The 16,490-nt window shown below is 64.0% G+C and carries 13 protein-coding genes; 7 read left to right on the forward strand and 6 right to left on the reverse strand.

Annotated elements, in window-relative coordinates; genetic code table 11:
• Positions 1 to 43: 43 nt before the first annotated feature.
• From NKH30_RS19420 to NKH30_RS19440, 5 genes are all read right to left on the reverse strand, one after another.
• Positions 44 to 511, reverse strand: a complete 468-nt coding sequence (locus NKH30_RS19420) for a Ros/MucR family transcriptional regulator (RefSeq protein WP_352613172.1) — start codon at positions 509 to 511, stop codon at positions 44 to 46.
• Positions 512 to 675: 164 nt separating this feature from the next.
• Complete coding sequence (locus tag NKH30_RS19425) at positions 676 to 1,380, reverse strand: ROK family protein (RefSeq protein ID WP_352996640.1); 705 nt, start codon at positions 1,378 to 1,380, stop codon at positions 676 to 678.
• A gap of 19 nt (positions 1,381 to 1,399) precedes the next feature.
• The gene (zwf, locus tag NKH30_RS19430; protein ID WP_352996642.1) at positions 1,400 to 2,776 is read right to left on the reverse strand and encodes a glucose-6-phosphate dehydrogenase; all 1,377 of its coding nucleotides are present in this window, start codon (positions 2,774 to 2,776) and stop codon (positions 1,400 to 1,402) included.
• Positions 2,777 to 2,798: 22 nt separating this feature from the next.
• Positions 2,799 to 3,815, reverse strand: a complete 1,017-nt coding sequence (gene gnd, locus NKH30_RS19435; protein ID WP_352817372.1) for a phosphogluconate dehydrogenase (NAD(+)-dependent, decarboxylating) — start codon at positions 3,813 to 3,815, stop codon at positions 2,799 to 2,801.
• A 100-nt stretch (positions 3,816 to 3,915) separates the two neighbouring features.
• Positions 3,916 to 6,327 (reverse strand): glucan 1,4-alpha-glucosidase, encoded by a 2,412-nt coding sequence (locus tag NKH30_RS19440; protein WP_352996644.1) that lies wholly within the window; start codon positions 6,325 to 6,327, stop codon positions 3,916 to 3,918.
• A 219-nt stretch (positions 6,328 to 6,546) separates the two neighbouring features.
• Between NKH30_RS19440 and NKH30_RS19445 the strand changes: the two genes are divergently transcribed.
• The 5 genes from NKH30_RS19445 (at position 6,547) to NKH30_RS19465 (ending at position 13,245) form a co-directional block, all read left to right on the forward strand.
• Entirely contained in the window at positions 6,547 to 7,560 is a 1,014-nt protein-coding gene (locus NKH30_RS19445; RefSeq protein WP_352481006.1) for an ABC transporter substrate-binding protein, read from the forward strand.
• Between the two features lie 74 nt (positions 7,561 to 7,634).
• A complete protein-coding gene (locus NKH30_RS19450; protein WP_352996680.1) occupies positions 7,635 to 9,128 on the forward strand; it encodes a sugar ABC transporter ATP-binding protein in 1,494 nt (497 codons plus the stop codon).
• Position 9,129: 1 nt separating this feature from the next.
• Positions 9,130 to 10,104, forward strand: coding sequence for an ABC transporter permease (locus NKH30_RS19455; protein ID WP_352996646.1), 975 nt, complete (start codon positions 9,130 to 9,132; stop codon positions 10,102 to 10,104).
• Positions 10,105 to 10,106: 2 nt separating this feature from the next.
• On the forward strand, positions 10,107 to 11,054 hold the full coding sequence (locus NKH30_RS19460; protein ID WP_023678189.1) for an ABC transporter permease: 948 nt from the start codon (positions 10,107 to 10,109) through the stop codon (positions 11,052 to 11,054).
• Positions 11,055 to 11,175: 121 nt separating this feature from the next.
• Positions 11,176 to 13,245 (forward strand): 3-hydroxyacyl-CoA dehydrogenase NAD-binding domain-containing protein, encoded by a 2,070-nt coding sequence (locus NKH30_RS19465; protein ID WP_352996648.1) that lies wholly within the window; start codon positions 11,176 to 11,178, stop codon positions 13,243 to 13,245.
• Between the two features lie 8 nt (positions 13,246 to 13,253).
• Here the strand turns inward: NKH30_RS19465 and NKH30_RS19470 are convergent, their stop codons facing one another.
• A complete protein-coding gene (locus tag NKH30_RS19470) occupies positions 13,254 to 14,066 on the reverse strand; it encodes a response regulator transcription factor (RefSeq protein ID WP_352996650.1) in 813 nt (270 codons plus the stop codon).
• 114 nt (positions 14,067 to 14,180) lie between these two features.
• Between NKH30_RS19470 and NKH30_RS19475 the strand changes: the two genes are divergently transcribed.
• The gene (locus NKH30_RS19475; RefSeq protein ID WP_352540866.1) at positions 14,181 to 15,311 is read left to right on the forward strand and encodes an ABC transporter ATP-binding protein; all 1,131 of its coding nucleotides are present in this window, start codon (positions 14,181 to 14,183) and stop codon (positions 15,309 to 15,311) included.
• Positions 15,292 to 16,455 carry an ABC transporter substrate-binding protein gene (locus tag NKH30_RS19480; RefSeq protein WP_352470751.1) on the forward strand — a complete coding sequence of 388 codons (1,164 nt, stop codon included), beginning with the start codon at positions 15,292 to 15,294 and terminating at the stop codon, positions 16,453 to 16,455. The genes NKH30_RS19475 and NKH30_RS19480 overlap by 20 nt, the downstream gene beginning before the upstream one ends.
• Positions 16,456 to 16,490: the final 35 nt, after the last annotated feature.

Below are 16,490 nucleotides of genomic sequence, written 5' to 3' on the forward strand. Positions count from 1 at the left end.
GCCAATCTTCGAGGCTTGCGTTTGCAGGGCTTCGAACGATGCTTTAGGCCGTCGCCTTGGCCTTCCTGCCCCTACCCTTGACGGGCGTGGGCGCGGGCGGGGCTTTGCGGCCGAGACCGATCGCCTTGGCCAGCTGCGAACGCGAGGCCGCGTAGTTGGGGGCGACCATCGGGTAGTCCGACGGCAGGCCCCATTTGGCGCGATAGGCGTCGGGCGTCAGCCCGAAATGAACGCCGATATGGCGCTTCAAGGATTTGAACTTCTTGCCGTCCTCGAGACAGATGATGTAGTCCGGCGTCACCGATTTCTTGGGATTGACGGCAGGCGTCAGCGGCGCGGCGACCGGCACAGCCGGTTGCCCGAGGCCGCCTATGGAAGCGCTGACGCTGGCGATGAGATCGCCGAGGCCGGAAGCCGGCAAGCGGTTCTTCTCGACATAGGCGGACACGATATGGGCGGTCAGCTCGAGCAGGTCGATATTTTTGCGAGCGTTGTTGTTGTCGTCGGTCAATCTATCTCTCCGTCCATGGGGGTCGCAGAAATTCCTAGTCGGCAAATCTGCGCAATGCAATGACGCCGCACCACGTCACACATTATTTTGAATAATAATACTAACGGCAGCGCGGGATTAACAACCCTGAGCCGGTGCTCGATAATATCAGACAATCAGCAATATCAAATAATCAGGGATTTGTCGCGCCATAGTCGAAATCCGCCCTCGAAGGCGCGTGTGTTGTCGCCGCGTCTGCAATCGGCGGGCAAGTCGGTGAGTTCGTCGACATTGCCGCCGCCGATGACCACGTAGTCCGGCTGCATGGCGGCGCGAAGCCGGTCGACCATGTCGAAGACGTGTTTGCGCCATTTCTTCTTGCCGCGCTTTTGCAGGCCGCGTTCGCCGACGTAGTCTTCGAAACTGCCGCGCTTCTTGTAGGGAAGATGGGCAAGCTCCATCGGCTGGGCAACGTTATCGACGATCATCGCGGCCCCAAGGCCGGTGCCGAGGCCAAGGAACAGCATGCGGCCGCCCTCATAACTGCCGATGGCCTGCATGAGCGCATCGTTAACGACCTTGACCGGTTTGCCGAACTCGGCGGCGAAATCGCAGCCGACCCAGCCCTTGCCGAGATTGGCGGGTTCGGTCAGTGGGCGGTTGTGGTGCACCGGGCCCGGATAGCCCATCGAGACGACATCGTAGTGCAGCCCTTCGGCGAGCGTCTTCACCGCCGCGACCATCTGCTGCGGCGTAAGCTCCGGTCCGGAAACGGTCTTGCGCTCGTCGCCGCCGGCACTGGTGCGGATCTTGACGTGCGAGCCGCCGATATCTATCGCAAGCACGATCTTTTCTTCCTCCGATGCCGGGTGCCTCACCGCCTTGGCCATCGCCTTCGCCTCCCAGAAATCATTTCGCCGGATTGATCCAGCCGTTCGGCGGCCCGAATCCAGCCATGGCTTCGGCCGGCCCCCATGTCTTTGGCGCGTAGACAGGGGGCGGCGTGGTGTCGCCGAGCACCGGGCCGACGATGCGCCAGGCGAGCTCGCTGGCGTCCTGGCGGGTGAACAGCTGGCCGTTGCCGTTCATGGCGTCGCCGATCAACCGCTCATAAGGCGGCATGTCGCCCTTCGAATCGTCCAGCGCGGTGAGCTCGACCTGCTCACCGACCATGTCATCGCCGGGCGCCTTGCGCCGGGCTCCGATCGAGATCGCCACCTGAGGATCGATGCGGAAGCGCACGTGATTGCAGTCGCCGGGCTTGATCGGATCGAAGACGTCGAGCGGCGGCCGCTTCAGTTGCACGATGACCTCGGTGGCGTGCACCGGCAGGGATTTGCCGGCGCGAATGAAGAACGGCACATCCTGCCAGCGCCAGGTATCGACGAAAAAGCGCACCGCCGCGAAGGTCTCGACCGGCGAGTTCGGCGCCACGCCCGGCTCGTTGAGATAGCCGTCGAACTGCCCGCGCACCACATCGTCCCTGGTCAGCGTCCGGATCGCCCGCAGGACCTGCACCTTCTCGTCGATGAGATCGTCGGCCGAGCGGCCGACCGGCGGTTCCATGGCGAGCAGCAAGAGGATGTTGAGCAGATGGTTTTCGATGACGTCGCGAATGCAGCCGACCTCGTCATAGAAGCGGCCGCGGCCCTCGACGCCGAAATCCTCGGCCATGGTGATCTGCACGCTCTCGACGTAATTGCGGTTCCAGATCGGCTCGAGGAAGGAATTGGCGAAACGGAAATAGAGCAGATTCTGGATCGCCTCCTTGCCGAGATAATGGTCGATGCGGAAGATCGACTTTTCGTCGAAAACCAGATGCAGCACCCGGTTAAGCCAGCGCGCCGATTGCAGATCGTGGCCGAACGGCTTTTCCACCATCAGGCGCGCGCCCTGGGCGGCGCCCGACTGCTCCAGCCCCTGGACGACCACCTCGAACATCGCCGGCGGCACCGCCAGATAGTGCAGCGGCCGCTCAGCGCCGCCGAGCGCGGTCTTCAGCTTCTCGAAGGTCGCAGGCGCCCGATAGTCGCCGCTGACATAGCGCAGCAGCGATGCAAGCCTGGCAAAGATCTTGTCGTCGATGCTGCCCAAGGCGTTGACGATGCCGTCGCGGGCGCGCGCCTGCAGCTTGGCGAGGTCCCACGGATCGAAGGCGACGCCGATCACCGGCTCGTTCAGCGTCCCTTTGGCCACCATGGCGTAAAGGGCGGGGAAGATCTTCTTGTGGGCGAGATCGCCGGTGGCGCCGAAAAGCACCAGCGTGTCCGATCGTTCCTGGCTCATGGGCGTGCCTCCCTGTCGCCCGTCACGAGCCGGCCTTGGGTTTTTCGACATGGCCGCCAAAGGCATAGCGCATGGCGGACAGAAGCTTGTCGGCGAATTCGGATTCGCCTTGCGAGGAGAACCTGTCGAACAGCGCCGAGGACAGCACCGGCGCCGGCACGCCGGTGTCGATCGCCGCCTTCAGCGTCCAGCGGCCTTCGCCGGAATCCGAGACCCGCCCGCCGAACTGCGTCAACGACGAATCGGCCTTCAGTACGCCGGCCGTCAGGTCGAGCAGCCACGAGCCGATGACGCTGCCGTGCCGCCAGACCTCGGCCACTTCAGCGATGTCGATGTCGAACTGGTAATATTGCGGGTTTTCCAGCGGGCTGGTTTCGGCATCGGCGGTGCGCTGCCGTTTGCCGGCATTCGCCGACTTCAGGATGTTCATGCCTTCGGCATAGGCGGCCATAACGCCATATTCGATACCGTTATGGACCATCTTGACGAAATGGCCGGCGCCGCTTGGTCCGCAGTGAAGATAGCCGAAGGGCGAGGTTCCGGCATCCTTGGCAGGAGCGGGCGAAGCGGCGTCGGCGCCCGGCGCCAGCGTTGCGAAGACCGGATCGAGATGCTGGACCGCGCTGTCGGGGCCGCCGATCATCAGGCAGTAGCCGCGCTCGAGGCCCCAGACGCCGCCGCTGGTGCCGACATCGACATAGCTCAAGCCTTTCAAGGCGAGGCGCGCGGCGTGGTCGACGGCCTCGTGATAATAGGAATTGCCGCCGTCTATGATGATGTCGCCCGGCTCCATCAGGGCAGCCACCTGGTCGACGATCTTGCCGGTGATCGCCGCAGGCAGCATCAGCCAGGCGCTGCGCGGCTTCGCCAGCTTGCCGACGAACTCCTCCATCGAGGCGGCTCCGACCGCGCCGGCGCTCACAAGCGCGGCGACGCTCGCCGGGTTAATATCGTAGACGACGCATTCGTGGCCATCGCGCAGCAGGCGCCGAACCATGTTGGCGCCCATCCGGCCCAGTCCCATCATTCCTATCTGCATGGTCTCGTCCTGCCTTACTTGAGGGATCGATGATCTAGTGGCGCCGTGATTGAAGCATGATCTTGTCCGAAAACCGGTCTCCACTTTGCGGGGTCATGCTCTATCCTGTATCGCCGATGCCGACAGAAAAGTCAGCATTCTCCCAATGGCCGCTATCGGGCCAGAAGAAAGTGAAGACAATGCTATTGCCCGGGCTATTGCCTGGAGCAATCTCGGCAACCTGCAATTCCGCAAGATGGATGCCGAAAGCATTCGCGGTGGTCTCGGTGTCATGGACGGTTGCCCAATTGTCGCTGCTCCAATGAACCACCGCCCGGGCCAGAAGTTCGATGCGCAGCGCCTTGCCTGCCGGGATGGTACGGATCTTGTGGTTGAAGCGCCATGCCCTGAAGCGCGACACCGTCCTGCCCTCGATATAGCGCTTGACGCCTTGCGGCGGCATGTCGAACACCGTGCCGTCGCGCAGCGACCGCAGCAGCTTGATGTGCTCGGAATGCGCCCAGACCAGCGGCTTGGCGCTGCCGGAGGGCCCGCCATGCCGCAATTCGCGCTCCGGCATGTCGGGACCGTCCCAGACCTGCTCCGGTAGCAGGCCGCCCGGTCCGGCAGAGTTCTCGAACGTCCTGAGCAGGCTTGCCGCACTATCCCTGCGGCCTGCCGCCAACTCGTAATGAGCGCGCTCGCCGACCAGCAGCGGCCAGGGCCGGCCCCGGCCGGTTCCATCGAAGGGCGCGCCGTCGGCATGCTCGCCATAGCCGTCGCCATTGTAGCGGTACCAGAGCGGGCCCTGCGGCAGCTCGCAGCGCAATTGCGCGTCGATGACCTTGACCGTGTCGAGGATGCGCGGATCGTCGGCCGCCCTGAGGCCGAAGCGGACCAGCGCCAGCGCATCCGGGCTGACGATCGCCTTGGCCGGCCGGTCCGTATCGGCCGGCGGGCGGTTCTTGATCGGGACGTAGCCGTCTTTCGGCGATGCCGCGCCGGCTTTGTCGGGCGGGGCGATGCGGACATAGTAGCCTTCGACGCTGGCTTGCTCGCATGCGGCGGTGCCGGCGACGTAGGTCCAGCGCTCGATCTGATCGTTCCAGACATCGGCGGTTTCGCGCAGATAGTTTGCCGGCTCTGTTTTGCCGGCGGTATCGAAGATGTCGGCAGCCGCCAGCAATGCGGCGATCTCGACGGCAAGCGTGAACGGGCTGTAGCCGGCGTCTTCTTCCCAACGGTCCTCGCCGGTGACCGGGCCGTTGCGCACGACATAGGCGGTAGCGCGCTCGATCATCGGCATGAAGGAGGAGAGTGCGGCAGGCGGCAAATGGCCGGCGCGGCGCAGTGCGTCGGCAAGCAGCAGCGGGAAGGCGCATTCGTCCATCTGGATGCCCGGCCAATAGTCCGATCCGTCGAGCCAGGCGTTCTGCGGCCAATGGCCGTCCGGCTGCTGGATCGAGCGCAGATAGCCAAGGATGCGCAAGGCTTCCGCCGGGTCGCCGGCGGCGAGGAAGCCGCCGGCGGTTTCGACCAGATCGCGCGGCCAGACCAGGTGATAGCCGCCGAGATCGTCGTCGCCCTTGTTGAAGCCCCACGGGATCGACAGGCTGGCAACGGCTGCTCCGGCGGACGACCGGTGTGTCGCCAGCACCGCCGTGCTGAGGCGGTAGCTGTTGAGGCCGGACGCCGCATGCCGGTCCAGCGGCAGCAATCCGGCCTGCCATTTGCGCCATTTGTCGACGTAGGATCCGGCTGCGGGCTCAAAACCTTGCCTCAGGCTGGCGAAAGCGGTTTCCGCCGCCTGTTGCGGCGTCGTGCCGAAGGCGAGCGCCAGCAATGTTTTTGGGTTTGCGGCCGAAAAGGCGATCTCGCCGGTCAGCGCGACATTGCCGTCCTCGGCCCTGCGGCAGGCCGGATCGAGCCGGCCGCCTTGACGAAGCTGCTGCCAGCCGTCGGAGACGCCGACATAGCCGGTCGAGCACGCCTTCCACGGCAGCGACGAGGCGAGCGCCAGGCAGGTGCCGCGTCCCGATGCAAACAGGACAGGCTGTCCTTCATGGTCGTCGATCCAGGCGGTGTTGCCCATGCCGGCGTTGACGAGGTGCGGTGCCAGCAGCGCGTAGACGCGGTAGTCGGCGGCCGCGCCTTTGAGCGGCGTGAACATAATCTCCTGCAGCAAGACGGGACGTTCCGGATCCGTTAGGATGCGCTTTTCGATCCTGTAGGTTCCATCGCTTGCGGTGTTGACCAGCCGGTAGGCAGGCACCCCGTCCGCCAGGGGTTCGATACTGTGTTCGGCGTCGCGTTTTTCTTCCGAGAAATAGCCGTCGGGTCCGGTGACGATCAGCCCCAGATCGCGGGTGCATGCGCTATCGAGGCGCGGGTAGTAGATCTCGTTGAGGATACCGTGGCTGATGGTGAACCAGATCGGGCAGGCCGGCGAGAGCGCGGTGCCGACGCCGCTCTTGGCGCTCGAGGTCCAGCGTGCCGGAATGCCGGGTGCACCCGGGGCAAGGTTCGTCGCCATCCAAATCGGTCTCCAGTGCCATCCCTAGACCAGGAGTCGAACCGGTTTCAATGATTGCACCGCAAGTTGATCGCCGGCCATGGTTTGATGTTGACAGCTTGCCGCCTATCTGCATTTGTCTGATAATAGATAAAAAACAAGATTGTGAGCGTATCAGCCAATACCCACGAGCCAGCCATTAACCACCAGTAAGACAGCAACTCACGGGAGGAGTATGACATGAGGAAAATATTCGCTTTGGGGGCTCTTGCGGCGATGCTCGCCGCAGGTACCGCGCTTGCCGATACCAGCGGCAAGAAAATCGCCTTCTCCAACAATTACGCCGGCAATTCCTGGCGGCAGGCGATGCTGGACAGCTACGCCATCGTTACCAAGAAGGCGGTTGCCGACAAGGTGGTCGGCGCCGCGGACGTCTTCACGACGGCCGACAAGGAAGTGCCGACGCAAGCAGCCCAGGTGCAGAACCTGATCCTGCAGGGCTATGACGCGATCGTCATCAACGCGGCGTCTCCGGATGCGCTCAACGGCGCCATCAAGCAGGCCTGCGACGCCGGCATCGTCGTCGTTTCCTTCGACGGTATCGTCACCGAACCCTGCGCCTACCGCGTCGTCGTCGACTTCAAGGACATGGGCAAGCAGGAAGTCGAGCAGATGGCCAAGTTCCAGCCCAAGGGCGGCAACCTGCTGGAAATCCGCGGCCTCGCCGGCACTTCGATCGACGATGCCATCCATGCCGGCATCCTCGAAGGCGTCGCTGCCCATCCCGAGTTCAAGATCGTCGGCTCGGTGACCGGCGACTGGGACCAGACCACGGCACAGAAAGCCGTAGCGACGATCCTGCCTTCGCTGCCGGATGTTGTCGGGGTCGTCGACCAGGGCGGTGACGGCTACGGCGCGGCGCAGGCTTTCGCCGCCGCCGGCAAGCCACGCCCGACCATCATCATGGGCAATCGCCAGGACGAGTTGCAGTGGTGGAAGGAGCAGAAGGAAAAGGACGGTTACAAGACCTGGTCGGCATCGATAGCACCGGGCGTATCGACGCTTGCCTTCTGGGTGGCGCAGCAGGTGCTCGACGGCCGCACCGACGTGCCGCACGACCTGCTGGTGCCCTATCTTGCCTTCACCCAGGACGATTTCGAGGCCGCGCTGCCGAAGATTCCGAAGGGCGGCGTCGCCAGCCACGAATACACGCAGGAAGACGCCATCGCGGCGATCAAGGCCAACATCAAGTGAGCATGGCACTATTGTTGCCGCCACGGACAACCGGGTATCGTTGAGGGATGCCCGAGGCCAATGCAGACATCATCATGCCGGACGGCGCCGAAAAGCTTTTCGGCGCCGTCAGTTTGGACATCATAAGACTGGATGGAGCCGAAAAACATTTCGGCGCCGTCAGGGCGCTCGCCGGTGTCGATTTCAGCGTTCGTGCCGGAGAATGCGTCGGTCTCGTCGGCCATAACGGCGCCGGAAAATCGACGCTCATGCATATGGTGGCGGGCACGCTTGCCCCCGACAGCGGGCAGATCGCGGTCCGCGGCGGTGTCGAGGCAAGTTATTCGGTGCCGCGCGCGCAGCAGCTCGGCATACGCTGTGTGTTCCAGGAGCTGTCGCTCTGCCCGAACCTCAGCGTCGCCGAGAACACGCGGATCAACCACGCGTCGCTGCATGGCTTCGGCTGGCGGCGCAAGGCAGCCGATCTGATCGCCGCCAAGCTCGACGAGATCTTCCCCGGCCACAGCATCTCGGCATCCGATATCGTCGGTGATCTTTCCATCACCAGCAGGCAGATGGTGGAGGTGGCGCGCGCCTTCACGGTCACGCAGGAGCCGCTCGAGCTGGTTATCCTCGACGAGCCGACATCCTCGCTCGACGCGCATACCGCCGGCCAGCTGCTGGCGTTCGTGCGCCGCTTCATCGCCGCCGGCAAGAGCTGCATCCTGATCTCGCATGTGTTGGGCGAAGTGCTCGGAAATGCCGACCGGATCGTGGTGATGCGCGACGGCAAAGTGGTCTCCGCCGGGCAGGCCGACGCCTTCGACCGCGACAGGCTGGTGACGGCGATGGGCGGAGCGGAGGCGCGCGAGAAGACCGCCGCAGAGATTGCGAGCGGCAAGCCGGAGCCCGGTCCGCTGCGGGTCCGGGCGCGCCCGGCGCGACAGCAGGACGGCAACGAGCTCGTCGCCCGTGCCGGTGAGATCATCGGCCTTGCCGGACTTGCCGGGCATGGGCAGACCGATCTTTTGCTGGCTATCTTTGCTGCGGCTTCCCGTGCCAAGACCGGCATCGAGGTCACCGCGCCGGTGGCGCTGGTTGCCGGCGACCGCCAGTCGGACGGGATTTTTCCGCAATGGTCGATTGCCGAGAACATTGGCATCCGTTCGCTGGCGCGATTGCGCAACGGCCTCCTGATCTCGCCGCAGCGCGAAGCCGAGCTCGCCGAGTTGTGGCAGCGGAAAATCGGCATCCGTACGCCCGACATGAACAACAACATCTTCTCGCTGTCCGGCGGCAACCAGCAGAAGGCGCTGTTCGCGCGGGCGCTCGGCTCCGACGCCAAGATCGTGCTGATGGACGATCCGATGCGCGGCGTCGACATCGGCACCAAGCTCGAAGTCTACGACCTGGTGCGCGAGGAGGCTCGCCATGGCCGCACTTTCCTCTGGTACACCACCGAAACCGAAGAGCTCGACAATTGCGACCACATCTATGTGTTCAAGAACGGCCGGATCGTCGCCAACCTTCGTCGCGACGAACTGACAGAGGAAAAGATCATCCAGTCGTCGTTCGGCGATGCGGCCTGAGATGACAGCGGTATCCGTCGAGAATGGGCTAAAATCTTCGGCTCGCGCCACGAGGCGGGCGCGCATGCTGCGCAGCCTGCTGCCGGCACTGTCGCTGGCGCTGGTGCTCATCGCCATCGCCTGGCTCAACCCGCGCGCCATCAGCTATTTCGGCTTCAGCCTGATGCTCAATCTGGCGATCCCGATCGCTCTGGCGACGATCGCGCAGATGTTCGTCATCGCCGGCAACGAGCTCGATCTGTCGATTGGCACCTTTGTCGGCTTCGTCGGCTGCGTGACGGCGACATGGCTGAAGGACGCGCCGCTGCTCGGCGTCGTGATCCTGCTCGGGTCGATCGGCGTCTACGCGCTGCTCGGCGCGCTGATCCATCTGCGCAACCTGCCCTCTATCGTGGTGACGCTCGGCATGAGTTTTGTCTGGCAGGGCATGGCCATCCTGATCCTGCCCAAGCCCGGCGGCAAGGCGCCGGACTGGCTGCTGACGCTGATGGCCTTCAAGCCACCCTTCATTCCGTTCCCGATCATCGCGGCATTGCTGATCGCGGCCGTCGTCCATTTTGGCCTGATGCGCACCTCCTACGGCGTCATCCTGCGTGGATCGGGCGGCAATTCAGCCGCACTCAATCGCGCCGGCTGGTCGCTGCTGCGCACCAAGATCGCGCTGTTTGCGCTGACCGGCCTGTTCGGCGTTTTGTCCGGCATGGCGCTGATCGGCATCACCACCTCGGCCGATGCCAATATCGGCAATGGCTACACGCTGCTTTCGATCGCCGGCGTCATTCTCGGCGGCGGCGAATTCGTCGGCGGCCGGGTGTCGCCGATCGGCGCCGTCATCGGCGCGTTGACGCTGGCGCTGGCGGCATCGCCCCTCTTGACGTTCATGCACATTCCGCCCGACTGGCAGGTCGCCGCCAACGGCGCCATCCTGATCATCGTGCTGGCGGCGCGGGTGCTGATCAGCCGCAGGGAGAGGTGAGCATGGCATCGCTGCGGACACTGCTCGCCAGACCTTGGATCTGGTCGTTCTTCGGGGCACTGCTGGTGTGGCTGGCGACCATCGCCTTCACCGGCGGCTATGGTGGCGGCGGCATGATCACGGCGGCGCTGTCGCTCGCCGTCTTCACGGTCATCGTCGGCGTCGGGCAGATGTTCGTCATCACGCTCGGGCCGGGCAATGTCGACCTGTCGCTGCCGGCCAATATCGGCCTTGCCAGCGCCGTCGCCATGAAGGTCATGGACGGCAATGATGCGATGATCGCGGTCGGCCTGCTGGCCGCGCTTGCCTGCGGCATGGCGATCGGCGCCGTCAACTACCTGCTGATCTGGGCGCTGCGCATTCCACCGATCATCGCGACGCTGTCGGCCAGCTTCGTCATCCAGTCGGTCGATATCAGCTATGGGCGGGGCCTGCAGATCAAGCCGCCGCCGGGCTTTGCCGACTTCACCAACTGGCAGGTGTTCGGCATCCCGGTGCTGGCGATCCTCACCGTTCTGTTCACCATCGGCGCCGGCATCGTTTTGCAGCGCATGATCTACGGCCGCTCGGTGCTGGCGATCGGCCAGAACATCCGCGCTGCCTGGCTGGCCGGCGTCAATGTCGGCCGCACCCGCTTCCTCACCTACACGCTGTCGGGCGCGCTCGGCGGCCTCGACGGCGCACTGCTCGCCGGCTATTTCCGCGGCGCCAATGTCGATATCGGCAATGAGTATCTGCTGGCCTCGATCGCGGTCGTCGTCATCGGCGGCACGTCGGTGGCGGGCGGCAAGGCCAATGTGCCGGGGGTCTGGGGCGCGGCGCTGTTCCTGGTGCTGCTGTTGACCATGCTCAACACATTCGGCGTCAGCGTCGGCGTCCGCCTGGTGCTGACAGGGCTGATCATCGTCGGCGTCATCACCGCCGCCGGCGGGCAGAAGGCGCTGCGCTAAAGCAAGGCCACCCGGCGGCGAAGGGATATCGATCCGGCCTGCAAAACACGTGGTTCCCATCCGCATGCCAGCGCTGTAAATCCCGTCGCGCTATTGGCCAACATCATTGCGTGAGGTTTGCGTGTCCGATTTCGTCAGCACTACAAGGCACGGCAACGTCGCGGTGGTGAGCATCGACAATCCGCCGGTCAACGCGCTGAGCTTCCATGTGCGCGAGCCGCTGATGCAGGCGCTCGTTTCCCTGCGCGACGAGCCGTCGGTCCGAGCAATCGTGATAGCATGCGCCGGGCGGACCTTCGTCGCCGGCGCCGACATCACCGAATTCGGCAAGCCGGCGCGGCAACCGGACCTGGGCGCCCTAGTCGCGATGCTGGAAACCATCGCCAAGCCGACGGTCGCGGCCATTCACGGCACTGCGCTCGGCGGCGGCCTGGAACTGGCGCTCGGCTGCCATTTCCGTGTTGCCGACCGAACGGCAAGGCTCGGCCTGCCGGAAGTCAAGCTCGGCCTGCTGCCGGGCGGCGGCGGCACGGTTCGCCTGCCGCGCCTGGTTGGTCCGCTGAAGGCACTCAGCATGATCGTTTCGGGAACGCCGATCGGTGCGGCCGAGGCGCTCGCCGCCGGCCTGGTGGATGCCGTCTTCGATGGCGACCTGACCGCGCAAGCGGTGAGTTTCGCCAACGAAACGGCCGCGAAAGGCGGTCCGTTCACGCCAGTGCGCGACCGCAATGATCGCCTCGACCCGGCCGACTTGCCGGCGTTCGACAAGGAAGCGGCAGTGCTTGCCGGCAAAGCACGCGGCCTCGAGGCGCCGATCGCCTGTGCGCAGTCGGTCCGCAACGCCCTGACGCTGCCCTGCGACGAAGCGCTGGCGGCGGAGCGCGACCTGTTCGTCAAGCTTGTCGCCGGGGGCCAATCACGCGCGCAGCGGCATTTGTTCTTCGCTGAACGTGAGGCGGCAAAGATTGCCGGCAAGGACGTCGTCAGGCGCAAGATCGCCCGGGTCGGCGTCATCGGCGCCGGCACGATGGGCGGCGGCATCGCCATGGCGTTCGCCAACGGCGGCGTCCCCGTGACCTTGCTGGAAGCGACACACGAGGCCTTGCAGCGCGGGCTGGCGACGATCAACAAGAATTATGCCGTTTCCGTCATCCGCGGCTCGCTGAGCGAAGACGCCAAGCGCCAACGGCTTGGGTTGTTCAAGGGTTCCACCGACTATGCCGATCTTGCCGATTGCGACCTGATCGTCGAGGCCGTGTTCGAGGAGATGGCGGTCAAGAAGGATGTTTTCGGCAGGCTCGATGCCGTGGCCAAGCCGGGCACGATCCTCGCCACCAACACCTCCTATCTCGACGTCAACGAAATCGCCGCGTCGACGTCGCGGCCGCAAGATCTCCTCGGCATGCATTTCTTTTCGCCGGCTAACGTCATGAAGCTTTTGGAAATCGTCCGCGCCGAAAAGACTTCGCCCGACGTGCTGGCGACCATCGTCGATCTGGCACGGCGGATCGGCAAGGTGCCGGTCGTCGTCGGCGTCTGCCACGGCTTCGTCGGCAACCGCATGCTGGCGGCGCGCGGTGCGGAACTGGAGACGCTTCTGCTGGAAGGCGCAATGCCGCGCCAGGTCGACCAGGTGTTCACCGATTTCGGCTGGCCGATGGGGCCGTTCGAGATGAGCGATCTCGCCGGCCTGGACATAGGCTGGCGCAACCGCAAGGCGCGTGGCCAGACGGCCGTGATCGCCGATGCGTTGTGCGAACAGGGACATTTCGGCCAGAAGACCGGCAGCGGCTTCTATCGCTATGAAGGCGGTTCGCGCACGCCGCTGCCCGATCCCGATGTCGAGGCGCTGATCCGCAACAAGGCTGCCGAGCGCGGTGTTGCACCGCGCGCGATCGGCGCCGAGGAGATCATCGAGCGGACGCTCTATCCGATGATCAACGAGGGCGCCAAAATCCTCAAGGAAAAGATTGCCGCCCGCGCCTCCGATATCGACGTCGTCTGGGTCAACGGCTACGGCTTCCCGGTCGGCAAGGGCGGGCCGATGTTCTGGGCGAGCCTCGAAGGCGTGGACAAGATCATCCGGCGGCTGGATCACTGGCACCAGCAGACCGGCAAGGATGTCTTTCGAGTGGCACCCCGGCTGAGGCAAATGGCCGAAACCGGTTCCTGGGACGGCGCTGCCGGCTGAACTTGGGACTACCGAATCCGTGCGTCCATGATCTCGACAAAACGCGCGAACAGACCCGCCTGCGACTTTATCTTGAGCTTGCGGTAAATGTTGCGGCGATGAACTTTTACGGTTCCCGGCACGATGCGCATCGCCCTGGCAATCGATTCCGTGGAATGGCCCTGAAGCACCAGATCGACGACATGCTGTTCGCGCGGCGTGAGCGAAAGGCTCTTCCAGATGTGAGCACGTTCGAACTCACTGACCGGAGTAATCGCCTCGTCTTGCTTCGTCCCAACCGGTCCGTCAGCCGGAAGGGTAGGCCAGCGTAGCCTGACGAGGCTGATCACCGCAGGCGCCATGTCGCGCAGCAACCTGGCATCGGCGGTTCCGAACGGCCCCGAAGCGCGCAATCGCATTAGCGAGACCACCAGCGCGTCCTTTCCCGGCAGCGGCACGAAAAAGCCGACCTCCTCCGCAAGCCTGGTCTGGCTGTAATAGGAGCGGTAATATTCGCTGGCATAGAAGCGATCCGGCGCCAATTCGCGCATGCGCCAAAAGCCTTCCTTGCGCTCGACTGCCGCATGGTGGAACGGATCGAGCAGATAAGGCCCTTCCTGATAGAGCGCAACGAAGACGTGGCTTTCGGCCGGCGAGAATGTCTCGAACAGCAGCGGCGGGCGTGAGGCGCCGCGATAGCCGAAGATCACGCAATGATCGAAGCTGACATGCTGGCGGAGCCAGGCGACCATCGCCTTGCCGAAAAGCTCGCCGCTCGTCTCCCGCGTCGCTGCGATGAGCGCAGCGAGCCGGCTGTATTCATCGGCGCGTGAAACGCCCAATTCATACCCCTCCAGACGAGAAAATAGACGAAATATACCACCTGGGAGGTATATACTAGCCGCCATTGGCTCTGATAGCGTTTCGAGACCAACCAGCCGCTGGAGCCCGCAGCTTTGACCGCAGTGCCCGACATCGAGTTTCGCGGGGTCACCAAACGCTACGGCAGCGTGATCGCGGTCAGCGGCATCGATCTTGCCATCCCGCCGTCTGCCTTTGTCGCGTTGCTCGGGCCGTCCGGCTGCGGCAAGACAACCTGTTTGCGCATGATCGGCGGTTTCGAACAGCCAAGCGAAGGTGTGGTATTCATCCGTGGCCGCGACATGGCCGGCACGCCGCCCTATCGGCGGCCGGTCAACATGGTGTTCCAGCAATATGCGTTGTTTCCGCATCTGGATGTGGCGGACAACGTCGCCTATGGCCTACGCCAGGCGCGGCCGCGCCTGTCGTCGCGGGAGATCAGCCTGAAGGCAGGCGAGGCGCTCGCCATGGTTCGGCTTGCTGGCTATGGACGCCGCAAGATCCATGAGCTTTCCGGCGGCCAGCAGCAGCGTGTCGCCCTGGCGCGGGCGCTGGTCAACAAGCCGGCGGTGCTGCTGCTCGACGAGCCCCTGGCGGCGCTCGACAAGAAGCTGCGCACCGACATGCAGATAGAGCTGCAGAACCTGCAGCGCGAGATCGGCATCACCTTCGTCCTGGTCACCCACGATCAGGAAGAGGCACTGTCGATGAGCGATTTCGTCTGCGTCATGAATGGCGGGCGCATCGTCCAGCTTGGGCAGCCGAGCGAAATCTACGACGAACCCGCCGACCTCTTCGTCGCCGATTTCGTCGGCAAGACCAATCTCTTGAGCGGCAAGGTCGTCGGGCTCTCGGGCAAGCTCGTCGAGATAGCGCTTGCCGACGGCACCGTCATCGCCGCGCGCAAGCGCACTTCGCTAGCCCAGGGCGAAGCCGTCTCGGTCAGCCTGCGTCCTGAATCCTTAAGTCTCGGCGCGCCCGGAAGCGGCCGGCTGAACGGGCTTGTCCGCAACCGGATCTTTCTCGGTTCCACCGCGGAATATGCAATCGAGGTCCAAGGCATCGGGACACTGCTCGCCAAGGCCGATCATCTGGTTGGCGGTGGAAATCTCTTCAAGCCGGGTGAACCCGTCGCCGTCGGCTTTACAGCCGGAACGCCGCTGGCGTTTCCGGAGAATAACGGGACCAACCAGAGGGAAAACAAAAATGTCGAAATCGTATCGTGACGGACTGCCGATAAGCCCTGAAAAATTCGTCGACCAGTTGATGCGCCTCAAGCGCGGTTCCATCGGCCGCCGCGAGTTCCTTGGCCTCACCGGCCTAGGCATCGCAACGGCAGTAATGGCCCGCGAACTCGGCATCATGCCGTCGCCAGCCTTCGCCCAGGAGGGGCTTGGCGACCGCATGTCGATTGCCACCTGGCCCAATTATCACGACCCGGCGACGTTCGAGAATTTCAAGGCCGAAACCGGCGTTGCCGTCGAGGTGAACGTGTTCGGGTCAAACGAGGAGATGCTGGCCAAGCTGCAGGCCGGCGCCTCGGGCTGGAGCCTTTTCGTTCCGACCAACTACACGATCTCGACTTACAAGAAGCTTGGCATCATCGAGGCGCTGGATATGGCCAAGCTTGCCAATTATGACGGCTCGCAAGAAGACCCGCGCTTCACTGGGGAAGGCACGATCGATGGCGTGACCTACGCGGTGCCGAAGAATTGGGGCACCACCGGCTTTGCCGTCAACACCAAGAAACTGACCAAGCCGATGACAAGCTGGAAGGAATTCTGGGACACGGCCATGGCGGAGGGCGACGGCCGGACCATGGTTCATGATTACCAGCTGACCACGATCGGCAACGCGCTGAAATATTTCGGCTTCTCGTTCAACTCGCTGAAGCCGGACGAACTCGCCAAGGCGGAGGAATTGCTGCTGAAGGTCAAGCCGCATCTGTTCGCGGTCTCCAGCGACTACCAGCCGTCGATGCGTGCCGGCGACGCCTGGATGACGATGTGCTGGACCAATGACGGGGCGCAGCTCCACCGCGACATCCCCGAAATCGCCTACGTGCTTGGCAAGGAAGGCGGCGAGATCTGGACCGACTTCTACGCAATACCCAAGGATGCGCCGAACAAGCCTGCCGGCTATGCCTTGCTCAACTATTTGATGAACCCGAAAGTCGCGGTCAAGGAGCACCTGGCCAACGGCGCGCCTTCCACCGATGCGCGGGTCAATGCGCTGCTGCCCAAGGAGGTGCTGGACAATCCGATCCTCTATCCGGCGGCGGATCTGCTGAAGCCGCTCGAATTCGGTGCGGCCGCAACGCTAACCGATCCGGGCCGGGCCGAATTGATGGCACGCTTCAAGTCGGCTTGAACCTGGCAGGCTACAGGCTCGATGCAGGCAACTCC

The sequence above is a fragment of the Mesorhizobium sp. M1273 genome (assembly GCF_040318195.1).
Taxonomy (GTDB): Bacteria; Pseudomonadota; Alphaproteobacteria; order Rhizobiales; family Rhizobiaceae; genus Mesorhizobium.

Bases quoted from the DNA above. Each gene is read 5' to 3' on its own strand.
- NKH30_RS19425 (WP_352996640.1), bottom strand. From the start codon at position 1,380: ATGGCCAAGGCGGTGAGGCACCCGGCATCGGAGGAAGAAAAGATCGTG.
- NKH30_RS19460 (WP_023678189.1), top strand. From the start codon at position 10,107: ATGGCATCGCTGCGGACACTGCTCGCCAGACCTTGGATCTGGTCGTTC.
- NKH30_RS19440 (WP_352996644.1), bottom strand. From the start codon at position 6,327: ATGGCGACGAACCTTGCCCCGGGTGCACCCGGCATTCCGGCACGCTGG.
- NKH30_RS19480 (WP_352470751.1), top strand. From the start codon at position 15,292: ATGTCGAAATCGTATCGTGACGGACTGCCGATAAGCCCTGAAAAATTC.
- zwf (WP_352996642.1), bottom strand. From the start codon at position 2,776: ATGAGCCAGGAACGATCGGACACGCTGGTGCTTTTCGGCGCCACCGGC.
- NKH30_RS19445 (WP_352481006.1), top strand. From the start codon at position 6,547: ATGAGGAAAATATTCGCTTTGGGGGCTCTTGCGGCGATGCTCGCCGCA.
- gnd (WP_352817372.1), bottom strand. From the start codon at position 3,815: ATGCAGATAGGAATGATGGGACTGGGCCGGATGGGCGCCAACATGGTT.
- NKH30_RS19450 (WP_352996680.1), top strand. From the start codon at position 7,635: ATGCCGGACGGCGCCGAAAAGCTTTTCGGCGCCGTCAGTTTGGACATC.
- NKH30_RS19455 (WP_352996646.1), top strand. From the start codon at position 9,130: ATGACAGCGGTATCCGTCGAGAATGGGCTAAAATCTTCGGCTCGCGCC.